This is a genomic window from Micromonospora sp. WMMA1996 (assembly GCF_002573675.1).
Lineage (GTDB): Bacteria > Actinomycetota > Actinomycetes > Mycobacteriales > Micromonosporaceae > Micromonospora > Micromonospora sediminicola.
Genome location: NZ_PDHU01000005.1, coordinates 337,526 through 353,926, shown reverse-complemented (window position 1 = coordinate 353,926; position 16,401 = coordinate 337,526). Strand labels below are relative to the sequence as shown.

At 75.9% G+C, this 16,401-nt stretch carries 12 protein-coding genes and 1 pseudogene; 4 read left to right on the top strand and 9 right to left on the bottom strand.

The window, feature by feature from the left end; genetic code table 11:
- Positions 1-38: 38 nt before the first annotated feature.
- Positions 39-992: a hypothetical protein gene (locus COO58_RS27175; protein WP_091569883.1), complete on the top strand. Its 954-nt coding sequence runs from the start codon at positions 39-41 to the stop codon at positions 990-992.
- Between the two features lie 55 nt (positions 993-1,047).
- Here the strand turns inward: COO58_RS27175 and COO58_RS27170 are convergent, their stop codons facing one another.
- Genes COO58_RS27170 through COO58_RS27160 form a run of 3 tightly spaced genes read right to left on the bottom strand, consistent with a single transcriptional unit; the run spans position 1,048 to position 4,287 of the window.
- Complete coding sequence (locus tag COO58_RS27170; protein ID WP_098747815.1) at positions 1,048-2,526, bottom strand: aminotransferase class V-fold PLP-dependent enzyme; 1,479 nt, start codon at positions 2,524-2,526, stop codon at positions 1,048-1,050.
- Positions 2,527-2,581: 55 nt separating this feature from the next.
- A complete protein-coding gene (locus COO58_RS27165) occupies positions 2,582-3,940 on the bottom strand; it encodes an MFS transporter (protein WP_098747814.1) in 1,359 nt (452 codons plus the stop codon).
- Between the two features lie 32 nt (positions 3,941-3,972).
- The gene (locus tag COO58_RS27160; RefSeq protein WP_098747812.1) at positions 3,973-4,287 is read right to left on the bottom strand and encodes an MGMT family protein; all 315 of its coding nucleotides are present in this window, start codon (positions 4,285-4,287) and stop codon (positions 3,973-3,975) included.
- Between the two features lie 13 nt (positions 4,288-4,300).
- Here COO58_RS27160 and proB point away from each other — a divergent pair, with 13 nt between their 5' ends.
- Both proB and COO58_RS27150 read left to right on the top strand, forming a co-directional pair.
- Positions 4,301-5,458 carry a glutamate 5-kinase gene (proB, locus tag COO58_RS27155; protein ID WP_091569866.1) on the top strand — a complete coding sequence of 386 codons (1,158 nt, stop codon included), beginning with the start codon at positions 4,301-4,303 and terminating at the stop codon, positions 5,456-5,458.
- A gap of 65 nt (positions 5,459-5,523) precedes the next feature.
- On the top strand, positions 5,524-6,765 hold the full coding sequence (locus tag COO58_RS27150) for a glutamate-5-semialdehyde dehydrogenase (protein ID WP_091569861.1): 1,242 nt from the start codon (positions 5,524-5,526) through the stop codon (positions 6,763-6,765).
- 675 nt (positions 6,766-7,440) lie between these two features.
- Here COO58_RS27150 and COO58_RS27145 read toward each other — a convergent pair.
- The 6 genes and pseudogenes from COO58_RS27145 to COO58_RS27120 all read right to left on the bottom strand — a co-directional run.
- Positions 7,441-8,310, bottom strand: a pseudogene (locus tag COO58_RS27145) (hypothetical protein); the annotation flags it as partial.
- Positions 8,311-8,383: 73 nt separating this feature from the next.
- Entirely contained in the window at positions 8,384-9,631 is a 1,248-nt protein-coding gene (gene moeZ, locus COO58_RS27140) for an adenylyltransferase/sulfurtransferase MoeZ (protein ID WP_176558987.1), read from the bottom strand.
- 41 nt (positions 9,632-9,672) lie between these two features.
- Positions 9,673-10,485: a DUF3152 domain-containing protein gene (locus tag COO58_RS27135; protein ID WP_091569852.1), complete on the bottom strand. Its 813-nt coding sequence runs from the start codon at positions 10,483-10,485 to the stop codon at positions 9,673-9,675.
- Positions 10,486-10,561: 76 nt separating this feature from the next.
- Positions 10,562-11,425: a DUF3152 domain-containing protein gene (locus tag COO58_RS27130; protein WP_091569847.1), complete on the bottom strand. Its 864-nt coding sequence runs from the start codon at positions 11,423-11,425 to the stop codon at positions 10,562-10,564.
- Positions 11,426-11,430: 5 nt separating this feature from the next.
- Positions 11,431-12,471 carry an alpha/beta fold hydrolase gene (locus COO58_RS27125; RefSeq protein ID WP_091569843.1) on the bottom strand — a complete coding sequence of 347 codons (1,041 nt, stop codon included), beginning with the start codon at positions 12,469-12,471 and terminating at the stop codon, positions 11,431-11,433.
- Positions 12,472-12,520: 49 nt separating this feature from the next.
- A complete protein-coding gene (locus tag COO58_RS27120; protein WP_098747810.1) occupies positions 12,521-15,601 on the bottom strand; it encodes a hypothetical protein in 3,081 nt (1,026 codons plus the stop codon).
- A 149-nt stretch (positions 15,602-15,750) separates the two neighbouring features.
- Between COO58_RS27120 and COO58_RS27115 the strand changes: the two genes are divergently transcribed.
- Positions 15,751-16,389 (top strand): TetR/AcrR family transcriptional regulator, encoded by a 639-nt coding sequence (locus COO58_RS27115; protein WP_091569618.1) that lies wholly within the window; start codon positions 15,751-15,753, stop codon positions 16,387-16,389.
- Positions 16,390-16,401: the final 12 nt, after the last annotated feature.

Sequence of the window (16,401 nt, the reverse complement as noted above, 5' to 3'; positions counted from 1 at the left end):
AGCCGTGCGGTGACGGGGACCACGGGAGGACCTTCCAGATGAACACTCGCACCGGACGTCGACTGGCCGGCGTCGTGCTCGGCGGTGGCGCCGCGTTGCTGGCGCTCGCCGCTCCGGCGACCGCCGCGCCCACCACCGACAGCTCCGCCGCCGACATCTCGGTGGGCCGGCTGGTGCTCGAACCGACGAACCGCGGCTACCACGGCAGCCTGCCGGTCACGGTGACCAACAACGGCCCGGACGCCACCTACTTCAGCGTCTTCGTGGTCGAGCCGGTCGCCGGCTCGCTCGGCCGGCTCGACCCGGAGGAGGCGTGCGGCTTCGGCGCCCCCAAGGACAACCGGCGGACCGCCACCTGCTCGGTGCCCGGCGGCGACATCGAACCGGGCGAGAGCCGGTCGTTCTCGATCGGCTTCGACGTCCTCACCCCGACCCGGGACGTCGCGATGATCGCGAAGGGCGGGCGCATCTCGGTCAACGTGGGCGACGGCCGGAACGAGGTCGCCGACCGGGCCAGCTTCGCCGCCCGCTTCCGCTCCACCTCGGGCTCGCTGCGCAACCCGGTGCCCTACGTGCAGGACACCCAGGCCCGCGCCTCGATCACCACGGCCGGGGCGGTCACGCTGACCCGCCAGGAGGACGGCAGCTACCAGGGTCGACTGCCGGTGACCGTCGGGTGGGCCGGCGACACCGCGCACGAGTACCTGTCGGTCGAGGCGACCGGGCTGCCGGCCGGAGTGGTGATCTGGGGTACCGACCCGCAGGACGCGCCGAGCTTCTTCACCAACTTCGTGGTTCCGGGCGACCGCTTCATGACCGGTGAGCGGCGGAGCTTCGACGTGCTGCTGCGCGCCGAGCCGGAGACCACGCCGGGCGACCTCGGCACCGTCTCGTTCCAGCTCGGCACCCAGTGGTACGGCAACACCGTGACCGACGCCGACCCGGCCGACAACACCGCCTCGTTCACCGTCCGGGTGGCCGACGCGGCCTGACCGGTTCCTCGTCCGTCCGGCCGGCGCCCGTGGGTGCCGGCCGGACGTCTTCGGGTCACCAGGCCGGGCGCTGGAGCAGCCCGACGAACTCCGCCAGCAGCCGCTCCCGCACCGGCGCCGGGGCGGCGTCGAGCAGCGTGTTGACCACCGCCATCCGATCCGGCGCACCGGCGCCACCGCCCAGGCCGAGCCCTTCGGCCAGCCCGGCCACCAACTCCGGGGTGAGCGCCTCCGGGGTGAGGCCGCCGGCCAGCGCCAGCAGGTCCGGCGGCAGCGCGACCGGCCCGGCGGCGCGGGCCGCGGCGACCGCGTCGGCCAGCGCCGGGCCGAACTCGGCCACCCGTGGTGCCACCGCGGCGGTCACCGTGAGGTGCACGCTGGCCGGCAGGTCGGCGTACCGGAGCTGGGGTTGGGTGTGCCAGCCCCGCGCGGTCAGCTCGTCCACCAGCAGGAACAGGTCGAGCGTGGGGTCCTCGGCGGTGAGGCAGACCACAGTGGACTCCGGTTCCGCCATCAACCGCAGGCCGTCGACGGCGCGGACCGCGTCGGCCAGCCCGGCGACCGCGTCCCGGGTCGACGCCGCCAGCCGCAGGTAGCCGTCCTCGCCTAGATGGCGGAGCGTCGCGTACGCGGCGGCGATCGGCCCGCCGGAGCGGGTGGAGGCGATCACCGGGTTGACCATCGTGTAGCCGGGCCAGTCGGCGTACGCGAAGTACTGCGGGGAGCGCAGCGCCGCGTCCCGGTGCAGCAGCACCGACACCCCCTTCGGGGCGTACGCGTACTTGTGCAGGTCCACCGAGATCGAGGTGACCCCGGGCACGGCGAAGTCGAACGGCGGCACCGGCGCGCCGAGCCGGCGCAGCCAGGGCAGCGCCCAGCCGCCGAAGCAGGCGTCCACGTGACAGCGCACGCCGGCTTTCGCCGCGACGGCGGCGATCTCCGCGACCGGGTCGACCACGCCGTGCGCGTAGGACGGGGCGGACGCGACGACCAGCACGGTCTCCGGGCGGATCGCGGCGGCCACCGCTGCCACGTCCGGCCGCAGCGTCACCGGGTCGACCGGCACCCGGTCCAGCGCCACCCGCAGGTAGTGCGCCGCCTTGGCGAACGCGGCGTGCGCGCTGGCCGGCACCACCATCCGCGGCTCGGCGAGGTCGGGACGGGCGTCGCGGGCCGCCTTGACCGCGAGCAGCAGCGACTCGGTGCCGCCGCCGGTGACGCTGCCGACCACGTCCGGCGCGTCCGTGCCCGGGCCGCCGCCGAGCAGCCGGGCGGCGGCGGCGACCAGCGCGTTCTCCATCGCCAGCAGCGACGGGAAGGCGGTCGGATCGAGGCCGTTGACGTGCGCGCTCTCCGCGTACGCGGCCTGGGCCAGCTCGTCCAGCCCGGCCACGCCCGGGTCGTAGACGTAGGCGAAGAGCCGCCCACCGTGGGTGGGTCGGTCGCCGGCCCGCAGCGCCCGGATCTCGTCCAGCACCCGCGGCGCGGGCATTCCCTCGGCGGGCAGCGCGCCCGCACCTGCCGTGTCGGTCATCGGTCTCCGGTGTTCCTCTCGTGACGGTCCGCGGCGGCGGGTGTGACGTGGTGGCTCACGCGCGCACGGTCGGCGGGACGGCGTCGGACGCGGTGCTCAGGTGCGCGGGGGTCAGCGTGTAGCCGCGCAGCAGCACCACCGGGGCGGCGACGAGCAGGGCCGGCAGCACGGTGAAGCCGAGCAGCACGCCGAGCCGGGCGCTGCCCGGTTGGGCCGCCGCCACCCCGGTCGACGACGAGACGTAGCCGGAGATCTGGAGCACGAGGCCGTAGATGCCCGGCCCCAGGGCCAGTCCGAACGTCTCCCCGGCGGTCCACAGCCCGGTGAACACCCCGGCCTGCCGCCGCCCGGTGCGCGCGGTGTCGTAGGCGATGCAGTCCGGCAGCATGGCCAGCGCGAAGACCTGCTGGCCGGCGTACCCGACGCCGATCACCGCCACCACCGCGTACGCTCCGGCGGCCGGCAGCGCGGGCGCGGTCACCAGGGTGAGCGCGCCGGCGGCGAAGAGCAGCGACGCGGCGACCAGCGACGCCCGCTTGCCGAGCCGGGCACCGGCCCGGCTCCAGAGCGGCATGACCAGCAGCGCCGGCGCGACGAAGCAGGCGAAGAGCAGCGTCGGGCCGCTGTCCGGCGCGCGCAGCACCTGGTCGGCGAAGTACTTGACGCCGGCCAGCACGGTGGCCACCCCGGCGGACTGGATCACGAAACAGATCAGCAGCACCCGGAACGGCCGGTTGCGGCCGGCGACCGCGAGCTGGGCACGCAGGCTCGGCTCGCTCTCCCCCACCGTCGCGGCCGGCGCGGACCGGGTGCCGAGGAACGCGCCGACCGCGCCGGCCACGATCAGCGCGGCCACGAACAGGCCCATCCAGCGGTGGCCCGGCAGGCCGTCGCCGCCCGCGGCGACCACCGCCGGGGCCACCGCGCCGGATACCAGGATGGCCAGTGCCAGCACCGCGATCCGCCAGGTCATGAGGCGGGTACGCTCCGCCGGGTCGGCGGTCAGCTCGGCTGGCATGGCCACGTAGGGCACCTGGAAGAAGGCGAACGCGGTCGCGGCGGCCAGGAAGGCGAGCGCGACGTACCCGGCGGCGGCCGGACCGTTCCCGAACGGCGCGGCGAAGATCGCGGCGAACAGCACCGCCAGGGCGAGCCCACCGCCGAGCAGGTAGGGCCGGCGGGCACCCCAGCGGGAGCGGGTCCGGTCGGAGATCCGCCCGGCCACCGGGTTGACCAGCACGTCCCACGCCTTCGGCAGGAGCACCAGCAGCGCGGCCAGCCCGGCCGCCACGCCCAGGGTGTCGGTGAGGTACGGCAGCAGGAGCAGCCCGGGCACGGTGCCGAACGCGCCGGTGGCCAGGGAGCCCAGCGCGTATCCGAGGTGCACCCGGCGGGGCAGGCCCGAAGCTGTCATGGAGCCGAATGCTACTCACGTTATGGTCGCGGTCACATCCCCTCCTCCGGCGACCAGGCCGCCGCCGCCAGGTCCACCCGGTCCCGGCGCAACGGGCAGCCCTCCGCGCGCAGCCGGGCCCGGGCCTCCCGCTCGTGACCCGGCGGGAGCCGGCCGGCCGCGTTCACCACCCGGTGCCACGGCACCCCGCCTCCGTGCCGGGCCATGATCGAGCCGACCAGCCGCGCCGACGCCCGCCCGGAGCGCTCCGCCAGCGCGTCGGCGACCGCCCCGTACGACATGGCCCGGCCCGGCGGGATCCGCTCGACCAGCGTCAGCACCGCCTCGACGTATTCGTCAGGTGTCACGAGCTGCCACGATATGGGAACGCGCCACGGTCCCGCGGAGCGCAGCGCGCAGAATGGTCGGGTGCGTGAAGCAGTCACCTCGGCCCGCCGGATCGTGGTCAAGATCGGTTCGTCCTCGCTGACCACCGCGACGGGCGGGCTGGACGACGCCCGGGTCGACGCGCTCGTCGACACGCTCGGCGCGCTCGCCACCGCCGGTCGCGAGGTCGTGCTGGTCTCCTCCGGCGCGATCGCCGCCGGTCTCGCGCCGCTGCGGCTGCCCCGGCGCCCGCGCGACCTGGCCACCCAGCAGGCCGCCGCCAGCGTCGGCCAGGGCCTGCTCATCGGGCGGTACGCGACCGCGTTCGCCCGGCACGGGCACACCGTCGGGCAGGTGCTGCTGACCGTCGACGACGTGACCCGGCGGGCGCACTACCGCAACGCGTACCGGACCCTGCGCAAACTGCTCGACCTGCGGGCCGTGCCGATCGTCAACGAGAACGACACGGTGGCCACCGAGGAGATCCGGTTCGGCGACAACGACCGCCTCGCCGCGCTGGTCGCCGCGCTGGTCGACGCCGACCTGCTGGTGCTGCTCTCCGACGTGGACGCGCTCTGGACCGGCGACCCCGCCCGCGCGGGCAGCACCCGCATCACCGAGGTGCGCGGCGAGGGTGACCTGGCCGGCGTCGACGTGGGCGGGGCCGGCCGGGCCGGGGTGGGCACCGGCGGCATGGTGACCAAGGTCGAGGCGGCGCGGATCGCCACCGGCTTCGGGATCCCGGTGGTGCTCACCGCCGCGCCGCTGGCCGGGGCGGCGCTGGCCGGCGAGCCCGTCGGCACCTACTTCCACCCGAGTGCCCGGCGGCCCGCCGCCCGGCTCTTCTGGCTGGCGCACGCCACCGCGCCCCGCGGCCGGCTCCACCTCGACCCCGGCGCGGTGCAGGCCGTGGTCGGCCGGCGCAAGTCGCTGCTGCCGGCCGGGATCACCGCGGTGGACGGCGCGTTCACCGCCGGCGACCCGGTGGACCTGGTCGACACCGCCGGCGCGCCGGTGGCCCGGGGTCTGGTCAACTACGACGCGGTGGAACTGCCCGGCCTGCTCGGGCGCTCCACCTCGGAGCTGGCCGCGGCGCTCGGCCCGGCCTACGAACGTGAGGTCGTCCACCGCGACGACCTCGTTTTGCTGTAAGCAGGGGCCCCTTGTTAACGCATTCTGCATAACAAGGGGCCCCTCCTAACACCTGAGGAGCGCAGATGAGCGTCGTCGAGCAGGCCCGCCGGGCCCGGGACGCGGCGGAGGTCCTGGCCACGGCAACCCGTACGGCCAAGGACGCCGCGCTGCACGCGATGGCCGACGCGCTCGTGGCGCGTACCCCGGAGATCCTGGCGGCGAACGCGACGGACCTGGCGGCCGGGCGCGACGCCGGGTTGTCCGCGGCCGTGCTGGACCGGCTCGCCCTCGACGGGGGCCGGGTGGCCGCCATCGCCGACGCGCTGCGTGAGATGGCCGCACTGCCCGACCCGGTCGGTGAGGTGGTGCGCGGCTCGACCCTGCCGAACGGGCTGGAGCTGCGTCAGGTCCGAGTGCCGTTCGGGGTGGTCGGCATCGTCTACGAGGGCCGGCCGAACGTGACCGTCGACGCCGCCGGCATCTGCCTGAAGTCGGGCAACGCGGCGCTGCTGCGCGGCTCCTCCTCGGCGGCGCACTCCAACGCCGCCCTGGTCGAGGTGCTCCGCGACGCGGTCGCCGGCGCCGGCCTGCCGGCGGACGCGGTGCAACTGCTCGACTCCTCCTCGCGCGACTCGGTCAAGGAGCTGATGCGCGCCCGGGGCCTGGTCGACGTGCTGATCCCGCGCGGCGGCGCGTCGCTGATCCGCGCAGTGGTCGAGGAGTCGACAGTGCCGGTGATCGAGACCGGCGTGGGCAACTGCCACGTGTACGTGGACGCCGCCGCCGACCTCGACAAGGCGCTGGCGGTCACGTTGAACGCCAAGACGCAGCGGCTGTCCACCTGCAACACGGCCGAGTCGCTGCTGGTCCACCGCGCCGTCGCGGACGTCTTCCTGCCGGCCGTGCTGGCCGCCTTCGCCGAGGCCGGCGTGACCGTCCACGGCACCCCCGAGGTCGCCGCGCACTCCGCCGGGGTGGTCGCGGCGACCGACGAGGACTTCGCCACCGAATACCTCTCGGCCGACATCTCGGTCGCCGTGGTCGACTCCCTGGACGACGCGGTCGCGCACATCCGCCGGTACGGCACCGGCCACACCGAGGCCATCGTCACCGACTCGCAGCGGACGGCCCGGGAGTTCGTGGCCCGGGTGGACGCCGCCGCGGTCATGGTCAACGCGTCGACCCGCTTCACCGACGGCGGCGAGTTCGGCTTCGGCGCCGAGATCGGCATCTCGACGCAGAAGCTGCACGCCCGCGGGCCGATGGGCCTGCCGGAGCTGACCAGCACCAAGTACGTGGTCACCGGCGACGGCCACGTCCGCTGATCCACCCACGGCTCCGCGTCCGCCCGCCCACGTCCTCGTCGGGCGGTGTGGGTGAGACCGGGTTCGGGATGAGAACTCGTCACCCACCGCACCTCGCACGAGATCTTGGAAGGAAACGGCCCTCAGAGCGGCCACTTCCTTCCAAGATCCGGCGCGCGGTCCGGGGTGGGGCATTGTCGCGGCGCTCCTTCCCGGAACTCCCGCACTCCCGCCCGCCTTTTCGTCGATCTTGGCGTTGTGGCACCTCGGACAACGGGGTCAATCCGACATGCTGGGCGCCACAACTCCATGATCGACGGGCGGTGCGGGTGGGACCGGGTGCCCGGCGAGCGAAGCGGGGGCCGGGACGGGGAGCGAGGTCGGATCTGCGACGAGGGCCGGGGGCGAACCTGGAACGAAGCCTGTGCGCAGGTCGGGCACCGCACCGGAGGACCCGTCGGGGGCGGGAAGCGGGGCTTGGGCCGAGGGCGCGTCGGGGGCGGGCGGCGGGGCTTGGACCGGGGGCGCTTCGGGGGCGGGAAGCGGGACCTGGGCGGAGGACGCGCCGGGAACGGAACGCGGGGCGTGGGCGGAGGACGCTTCGGGGGCGGTACGCGGGGCCGGCGCGGCCGGCAGCGCGACGATGCGCGGCACCACGAACGGCGCGCCGGACACCGGCGCCTCGGGGGCGGTCGGGCGGCAGGCCCGTATCGCGCGCAGCGTGGTGTGCACGTCGAACTGGTGCCCGTCGTCGCTGTCCCAGCCGCCGTCGCTGCGCTGGGTCTCGGCCAGCCGCCGCCGCGCCGACACCAGCAGCCACTGCTCCTCGCCCACCTCCACCCGCCGCAGCGTGGCGGCGAGCCAGGCCACGTCGGCCGGGGACATGCCGGGGATCCGGTCGGCGAGCACGGCCTGGATCCGGGCTGACTCGTAGTACATCTGCTGGCGGTGCAGCACGGCCGCGGCCAGCCAGCCGGCCGGCAGGAACGACGGCCAGCTCCCGTCCGCCGCGAGCCGCCCGGCCAGCGCCTGGGCCGCCGCCTGGACCACCCCGGCGTACGCCCCGCCGACGCGGTGGTCGAGCGGGCCGGCGGCGCGGGCGTCCAGCCCGGCCACGGTGAGCCAGAACCCGGCGTCGGCGGTCAGGTAGAACCGGGCTTCGGGATCGCCGGGCGTGGCCCACTCCGGCGCGAACCCGGCCAGCGACGGGTGCTCGTCCCAGCCCCCGTCGGCGAGCTGGCCGGCGGCCAGCCAGTCGAGCGCGTGCCGGGCGGCGGGACGGCCGAGCGCGCCCAGGTCGTCCAGCTCGGACAGCCGGAAGCAGGTCGCGTCGACGGACGCCACCTCGCCGTCGAGCACGGCGGGCCAGCCGCCGCCGACGGCCTGGCCGGACTCCGCCGCGTCGAGCAGCTCCGGCGGCACCGACGCGCCGGTGCGCAGCCGCGACAGCCGGGCGCGGTCCACCGCGTCCCCGTGCGCCACGACGAACCCGATCGCCGCTTCCAGATCCACCACGCAGGCGACGCTACCTGCGCCGACGCGGTTACGCCTCGGTAGCTCGGTCAGAGGTGGCCCGGCCCACCGGTGACACGCCGAGGGCCCTCCCGGCGCACCGGAAGGGCCCTTCGGGACATCGACGTCAGTAGGCGGGCAGCGACGGGTCGATCTGCTTGACCCAGGACAGCACGCCGCCCTGCACGTGCACGGCGTCCTTGAACCCGGCCGCCTTGAGCGCGGCGAGCGCCTCGGCGGACCGGACGCCGGACTTGCAGTGCAGCACGATCTGCCGGTCCTGCGGGAGCTTCGCCAGCGCCTCGCCGGAGATGATCTCGCCCTTGGGGATCAGCGTGGAGCCGGGGATCCGGACGATCTCGTACTCGGCGGGCTCGCGGACGTCGACCAGGAAGATGTCCTTGCCGGCGTCCTGCCACTCCTTCAGCTCCAGGGCGGTGATGGTCGAGTCGACCACCGCCTCCTGGGCCTCCTCGGAGACCGCGCCGCAGAAGTCCTCGTAGTCCTCCAGCAGGTCGGTGACCGTGGGGTTCTCGCCGCAGAGCGCGCAGTTCGGGTCCTTGCGGACCTTGATCTTGCGGTAGCTCATCTCCAGGGCGTCGTAGACCATGAGCCGGCCGACCAGCGGCTCCCCGATGCCGGCGAGCAGCTTGATCGCCTCGTTGACCTGGATCGACCCGATGGACGCGCAGAGCACGCCGAGCACGCCGCCCTCAGCGCAGGAGGGGACCATGCCGGGCGGCGGCGGCTCCGGGTAGAGGCAGCGGTAGCAGGGGCCGTGCTCGGCCCAGAACACCGACGCCTGGCCGTCGAAGCGGTAGATCGAACCCCAGACGTACGGCTTGCCGAGCAGCACGGCCGCGTCGTTGACCATGTAGCGGGTGGCGAAGTTGTCGGTGCCGTCGACGATCAGGTCGTAGCGGGAGAAGATGTCCCGCACGTTCTCCCGGTCCAGCGCGGTGTTGTGGATCTCCACGTTGACCAGCGGGTTGATCTCCCGGATCGAGGCCGCGGCGGACTCGGCCTTGGACCGGCCGACGTCGGAGACGCCGTGGATGATCTGGCGCTGGAGGTTCGACTCGTCGACGGTGTCGAAGTCGATGATGCCGAGCGTGCCGACGCCGGCGGCGGCGAGGTACATCAGCGCGGGCGAGCCGAGACCGCCGGCGCCGACGCAGAGCACCCGGGCGTTCTTCAGCCGCTTCTGCCCCTCGACCCCGACATCCGGGATGATCAGGTGGCGCGAGTAGCGGCGGATCTCGTCTACGGTCAGCTCGGCGGCGGGCTCGACGAGCGGGGGCAACGACACGGTGGACTCCCCGGGATCGGCGGTGGGACCGCGCCATTGTCGCTCGCCCGGGTGGGGATCGGCCATGATGAGGGACACTCGGCCCGAACTGCGGGACCGGGAATAACTCAGACGCCGTCGGTCGGCTCACCGTCGTAGCGGACCCCGTCGACGTACGGCCAGGCGTTGGGCACGCAGCCGTCCAGCCCGTACGTCTGCTGCTGCATCACCGGCGCGGGGGCGCCGGGCGCGGGACAGGCCTGGTGCAGCTCGCCGAACTCGTGGCCGACCTCGTGGTTGACCACGTAGGTCCGGTAGACCTCCAGCGGGGCGCCGTAGTCGGGGACCGCCGACATCCAGCGGGCCAGGTTGAGGATCACCCGGCCGGGAAGCCGGCAGGACGTGTACCGCTCGGTGCGCAGCCCGCCCTCGGCACACATCCGCTCCGAGGTGGCCGGGGTGGCCAGGTAGACGGTGAAGTCGGCGGCGGCCGCCTCGGGCACCCGCTGCACCCGCAGCTCCCCGGAGGCGATCCAGCTGCGCGGGTCGCCGAGCACCGCGTCCACGGTGGCGGCGAACTCGTCGGCGTCCTGACCCGTACCCTGCTCGACCTCGACCCGGTAGCGGCGCAGCGGGCCGGCCTGGCCGCGTACCTCCGACCGGCCCTCGGCCACGGCGAAGGTGCCGGAACCGGCGGTGGGATAGCCGGTCGGAGCCGCCGGGATCTCGGCCTCGGCGCCCTGGGCGAGCGACGGCACGGCGGCGAGCGGGACCCGCTCGGTGCGCGGCGGCTCGCTCAGTCGGGTGATCCCCAGGGCGCCGCCGCCGGCCGCGAGCATCATGGTCAGCAGCAGCACCGACCGCCGTCGGCGGCGGCGCATCCGGCGCAGGCCGGGTCGTTCGGGCGCGGCAGGCGGGTCGTAAGGGGACGACGACGTCATGCCACCAGGGTGCCACGCAATTCGGGCATTTAGCTGCTTTTGCGGCGCAAGCCGCGAGAATCCCTCACGAACGCCTTCAGAGCGCCGGGCCGGTGTACCGCTTCCCGCCCAGGTACGGCCACGGGTTCGGCCGGCACCCGTCGAGGAACAGGGTCTGCTGCTGCATCACCGGCGCCGGCCGGCCCGCGCCCGGACAGGCCTCGTGGTGGTGCCCCAACTGGTGCCCCACCTCGTGGTTGACCACGTAGAGCCGGTAGGCGTCCAGCGGCATCCGCGCGGCCACCAGGTGCGGGGCGGACGTGCGCCACCGGTCCAGGTTGATCACGACCTTGCCCGGCACCCGGCACGACGTGTACGGCACCCCGCCCTTGCGGATGTCGATCCCACCCGCCCCGCACAGCCGGCCCGCCGTGTCCCGGGTGGCCAGGTAGATCGTGAAGTCGTACCGCTCCCCCGGCGCGACCCGCTGCAACCGCAACCGGCCGCCGTCCACCCAGCTCCCCGGCCCGGTCAGGGCCCGCTGCACCGCCCCACCGAAGGCGTGAACGTCCTCGCCGGAGCCGTTCTCCACCGCCACCCGGAACCGGCGCAGCGTCCCGGCCGTCCCGAGCACGCCGCTGGTCCGGTCGTCGTAGCCGAAGCTGCCCCGGCCGTGCGCCGGCACCGGGCCGGGCAGAGCCAGCACGGGCGCCGCCGGTGAGCTGGGCGCCGGGGACGGCGACGGGGAGACGCTCGGCGGCGGCGCCGGCACGGGCGGCGCCGGCGGCTGGGCCGCGAACCCGTCCGTGACCAGCACCTCGGCCCCGGCCGACGGAAGTTGCAACGCGACCCCGACACCGACCGCGGCAGCGGCGGCGAAGGCGCAGACCACGACGGCGGAACGCCATCGGCGGGCAAAGGACGTGGACCGCGCGGCACGCGGACGGCGGGAGCTGGGCATCCGGCTCAGACTGCCACGTCACGCCCGGTTCCGCTCTCCTCCGTTCCGGTGACCATGGCCCTGGCCTGCGCTTTCGTCCCGTTCGGGGCCGGCGTGGCGGCCGGGGCCGCCTCGGCCAGCAACGCCAGCACCGCCCGCGCCACGGTCCGGGGCACCTCCAGCTGGGCCACGTGACCGACGCCGTCGAGCAGCAGCAGCCGACTGTCCGGGATCACCCGGGCGGCCTGCGGCGCGACCCGCACGTCGACCAGGCGGTCCTGCCGGCCACCCACCACCAGCGTGGGCACCCGCACCGCCGCGGCCTGCCGCCAGAGCGCGCCGGCCCCCGGCAGGTACGACCGCAGGAAGCTGCCGACCAGGCCCCGGAACGTCCGGACGTACGCGGCGGCGTAGTGGGCCGCCTCGTACCGGATCCGGATCTCGTCGATCGCCTCCTGCCGGCGCTGCTCGCTGATCCGGGTCAGGTCCGCGACGCACGACTCCATCACCTGCTGGGCCATCACCTCCGGGGCGAGCTGGGCCAGCCGCCAGGCGGCCAACCGCTCGCCCCGGGGGATGGCCAGCAACGGCAGCATCCGCCCCTGCAACGAACGCCGGAAGTCCAGGAACGGCAGCGCGGGCGAGATCAGCGTGAGCGTCCGGACCAGGTCCGGCCGGAGGGCGGCCACCCGCACCGCGACCGCGCCGCCGAGCGAGTTGCCGAACAGGTGCACCGGCCCCCGGTCGCTGTGCTCGATCCAGCTCACCACCCGGTCGGCGAACGCCGGGACGGTGTAGCGCCGCCCGGGCTCGCTGCGCCCGAACCCGGGCAGGTCGATCGCCTGGCCGTCGAGCCGCCCCGCGAGCAGGCCGGCCAGGTCGGTCCAGTTCTGCGCCGAGCCGCCGAGACCGTGCACGTAGAGGGCCGGCTCGGCGCCGGGCGCGGTGGCCGGGGTGTCCCGGACGTGGACGAGCGTCCCGTCGAGACGCACGTGCCGACCCGGCCACGGCGGCGGGACGTGATGCGCGGGAAGGACATGGTCCGGCCAGAGTTCGGCGCGTTTCATGGTTCCAGTCTTCCCCGCCCCGGCCCGACCGCACACCGCGACCGGGCGGTCAGGCGAGCAACGCCTCCAACCGCCGGTTCACCGCGGCGAGGGTGGCCCGGACCACCGCCTGCCGGGGGTCGCCCGCGACCAGCGCCGACCCGGCCAACTGCTCCACCCAGCCGTCGCAGACCAGCAGCACCACCACGGTGGCCACCTCGCAGTTGCCGAACGGCACCACGGCGGCGTGCTCGACGAAGCACCGGCCGCGCTCACCGGCCGGGACGACCCGGCCGAGCAGCTCGTCCACCGCGGCGGCCGCGGCCACCGCGCAGAGCCGGAGCACGTACCCGTCGACGGCCGGCCCGGTCGCGTGCCCCTCGGCCGTGCGGTCCCCGGCGATCAGGCGCACCTCGGTGGTCGCGTCCAGCCCGAACGTGCTCACCAGGACGTGCTCGATCACCACCCGCGGACCCGGGACGCCGCCGGTGTCCAGCGGTCGCGACGGCGCGGTCTCCGTCGTGGTCATCTGCCCACCGGCGTACGAGGTGCCCAGCGTGACCGGGCTGCCGGTGGACATGCCGGTCGGCGCGGCCGCCAGCGACGTCTCCTCCACCGTGGCCCGACCCCGGTGGGCGGCCTGCCGGCGGCGGCGGGGCGGCTCGTCGCCGTCCGCGGGCGCGTCGGCCGGCCGGCCGGCACGCGACTCCACCCCGCCGAACCGGCCCTCGCCGGACCGGTTCTCGGCGGGTCGGTTGGCGGCGGGTCGCACCACGCCGGTACGCGCCGACGTGTCGTCCTCGGTCGACCCGGACGGCACCGCACCCGGCTCGTCGACGGGCCGGGACTGCGGCGTACCGGATCGGGGGTCGACCGTCGGGACCGACCGGCCCTCGGCGACGCGCGCCGCGGCGGACCGCCGGCGCACCGGCGGCGGCGGCAGGGCCGGCGCGCCGGGCAGGTTCTGCGGGGCGGCGGCCAGGCCCATCCGTTCCTGGAGCAGGCGGGCCACCACCCGGCTCACCTCGGCCGGGTCCGCGCCGTCGGCCAGGTCGAGCCGGAGGCTGTGCGCGCCGGCCGGGGTACGCCGGAGCGCGGCGTCCCGGACGCCGGCCACCTCACGGACCGCGTCGAGGATGGCGTTGACGTCGAAGCCCTCCGGCCGCTCGCGCAGCGGCGCGGGCTCGTCGTCACGGCGCAGGTGGGTGGCGATACGGGCGAGTTCGGGAGTCTCGGCGGACGGTTCCACGGCTGGCGGCTCCGGCACGACGGGCACGTCCGGCTCGGCGGGGACGCGCTGCGGCAGCACCGCCGGGGGCGACTCCGCCGACCGGGGCTCGGCGACCGCGTCGGCGGCCGGCACCGGCTCGGGGGCGGACCGGCGGGCCGCGTAGGGAGGTGCGCTCGTCGGGTGGGGCGCGGGGTCGAAGCGCGTCGTCCCACCGGTGGCGGGGACGGCGGAGACCGGCCGGGTGGTGGCCGGTGCGACGGACTGCTCGGACCCGGCCGGCGGTTGCCGGGGGTCGGCGGGGGGCTCGCCGGCGGCACGCGGGGACGGCACGGGAGCCGGTCCGGCGGACGGCGGCGCGGCGGGCGCGGAGAGGTAGCCGGCGAACGGCTCACCGGCCGGCGCGGGCGCGTAACTCGCGGACGGCGGGCCGGTCGGCGCCGACGGGTGGGGCGGACCGGCCGGCGCGGGCGCGTACGCCGCGGACGGCGGGCCGGTGGGCGCCTCCCGGGAGGTCGGCGGGGCGCTGGTCGGCTCGGCGGGCGCGGACCCGCCGAACGGGGTCACCGGCACCGGCGGGCCGGCCCAGGAGGGGCGCTCGGCGGACGGCTCGTAGCCCGGCCGCGGCTCCGGTTCGGACCGGGGCAGGCGGAACGGCCGGGTCGGTTCGGGGTGCGCCGGTTCCGGGCCGGCGGACGGCTCCGCGCGCACCGGCTCGTACGGGCGGACCGGCTCGGGGCGGGGCGGTTCGTAGCCGACGGGCGGCTCGACGCCGGCCGGCGCGTACGGCCGCACCGGCTCGGGCGCCCACTCGGCCGCGCGGTCCTCCCGGGCGGCACGACGGCCGACCGACTCGTCGTCCCGTGCCGGGCGCTCGGCGGGCTCGTCGTCCCGTGCCGCCCGCCGCCCGACCGGCTCGTCGGCGCGTGCCCACGGCGGCGCCCAGCCGTCGCCCCAGCTCGGCCTGTTCCAGGACGGGCCGGACCAGTCCGGCTCGCCGACCGGGCCCGCGCCCGGGTCGTCGGGCACGGCGCCCCGGTGCTCGGTCGGGCCCCGGTGTTCGGTCGGGCCCCGGTGCTCGGCGGCGCCCGGGTGCTCGGCGGCGGCCCGGTGGTCGGACGCGCCCGGGTGCTCGGCGGCGGCCCGCGGCTCGGCGGCCGGTCCCCGCCCCTCGGCGGGTCGGTGCTCGGCCGGGTGGCGGGGCGGCTGCTCGGCCGGGTCGCGGTGCGGCTGCTCGGCCCGACCGGGATCGGCGACCGACGGCTGCCCGGGGGCCCGGTCGGCCCAACCCCGGGAGAGCGACGGGGCCGGCTCGGTGGTGGGCGCGTGGAAGCCCGGGGGCACCTCGAAACCGGAGGCGGCGGCCCCGACCGGCGGCACCTGGAGGGCCGGGGGCGCGGAGGTCGGGGGCGCGGAGGTCGGGCCGCCCTCGGGCCAGCGGGGGAGTCGGCCGGCGGACGTCTCGTCCGAGGCGTGCCGGGAGCCGGCGGAGTCGACCCCGGGCAGCTGCTGCTCGATCGCGGGCGCCGGGCGGGGCGCCGGCACGGCCAGCCGGTCACCGTCGGTCTCCCGGAGTGGCTCGCCGCCCACCGGCGGGGCGCTCACCGGCGCCTGGCGGGTCACGGGCTGCTCCTCCCCCGGGTGGCGCACGCCGTTGACGTGTCGCCCGTTGAGCCGGGCCGGCGACTCCTCGGTCGCGGGTTGGCCGGGCGGGGCCGGGAGGTCACCGTGCCTCGGCGAGGAGGCGGCCCAACTGCCGCCGAGGTCGCCGTAGGGCCAGCCGCCGGGCGCGGGCGCGCCCCGGGACCAGCCGTTCGCCGGGGGCGCCCATCCGCCGCCGGTGCGGGCCGGGTCGTCGTGCTGGCCCGTCCCGTCGCCGTGCTCTCCCGGGGTGGCGGCTCCGGGTTGCCCTGTTTCACTCACCGCGCGCTCCTTGGTCGCCCCCGCTGAGGCTACCGTGTGGTGACAGTGGCGATAAGTTACAGCGGCGGGCCAATTCCGCGACGGGTTCACGAACCCGGACCGGTTCGGGTGATACGTGCCGGCTCGTACGCAGATACTCGGAGGTTCCCATGACCGCAGTGGGGAACGGTGCACAGACCGCCGGCCGGCCCACCCGCCTGCCCCGCTCGGCGCGCCGCAAGCAGCTGCTCGCCGCTGCTCAGGAGGTGTTCGTCGCGCAGGGCTACCACGCCGCCGCGATGGACGACATCGCCGAGCGGGCCGGTGTCTCCAAGCCCGTTCTCTACCAGCACTTCCCCGGGAAGATGGAGCTCTACCTGGCGCTGCTGGACACGCACTGTGACGCCATCGTCGCGAAGGTGCACGACGCGATGCGCGGCACCAACGACAACAAGGAGCGCGTCGGCGCGGCGGTGCGGGCCTACTTCGACTTCGTCGACCACGAGAGCGAGGCGTTCCGGCTCGTCTTCGAGTCCGACCTGCGCAACGACCCGGCCGTGCGGCAGCGGGTGGAGCGGGTCGAGCAGGGCTGCATCGCGGCGATCACCGACACCATCATCTCGGACACCGGGGTCAGCCGGTTCCACGCCGAGCTGCTGGCGTCCGGTCTGGTCGGCGCGGCCGAGACGGCCGCCCAGTTCTGGCTGGCGGGCGGCCGCCAGGTGCCCAAGGCGGAGGCCGAGGCGCTGGTCGCGGCGCTGTCCTGGCGTGGCATCGCCAGCTTCCCGCTGCAAGGTGAGTCAGCCTGAACATCGGGCCGC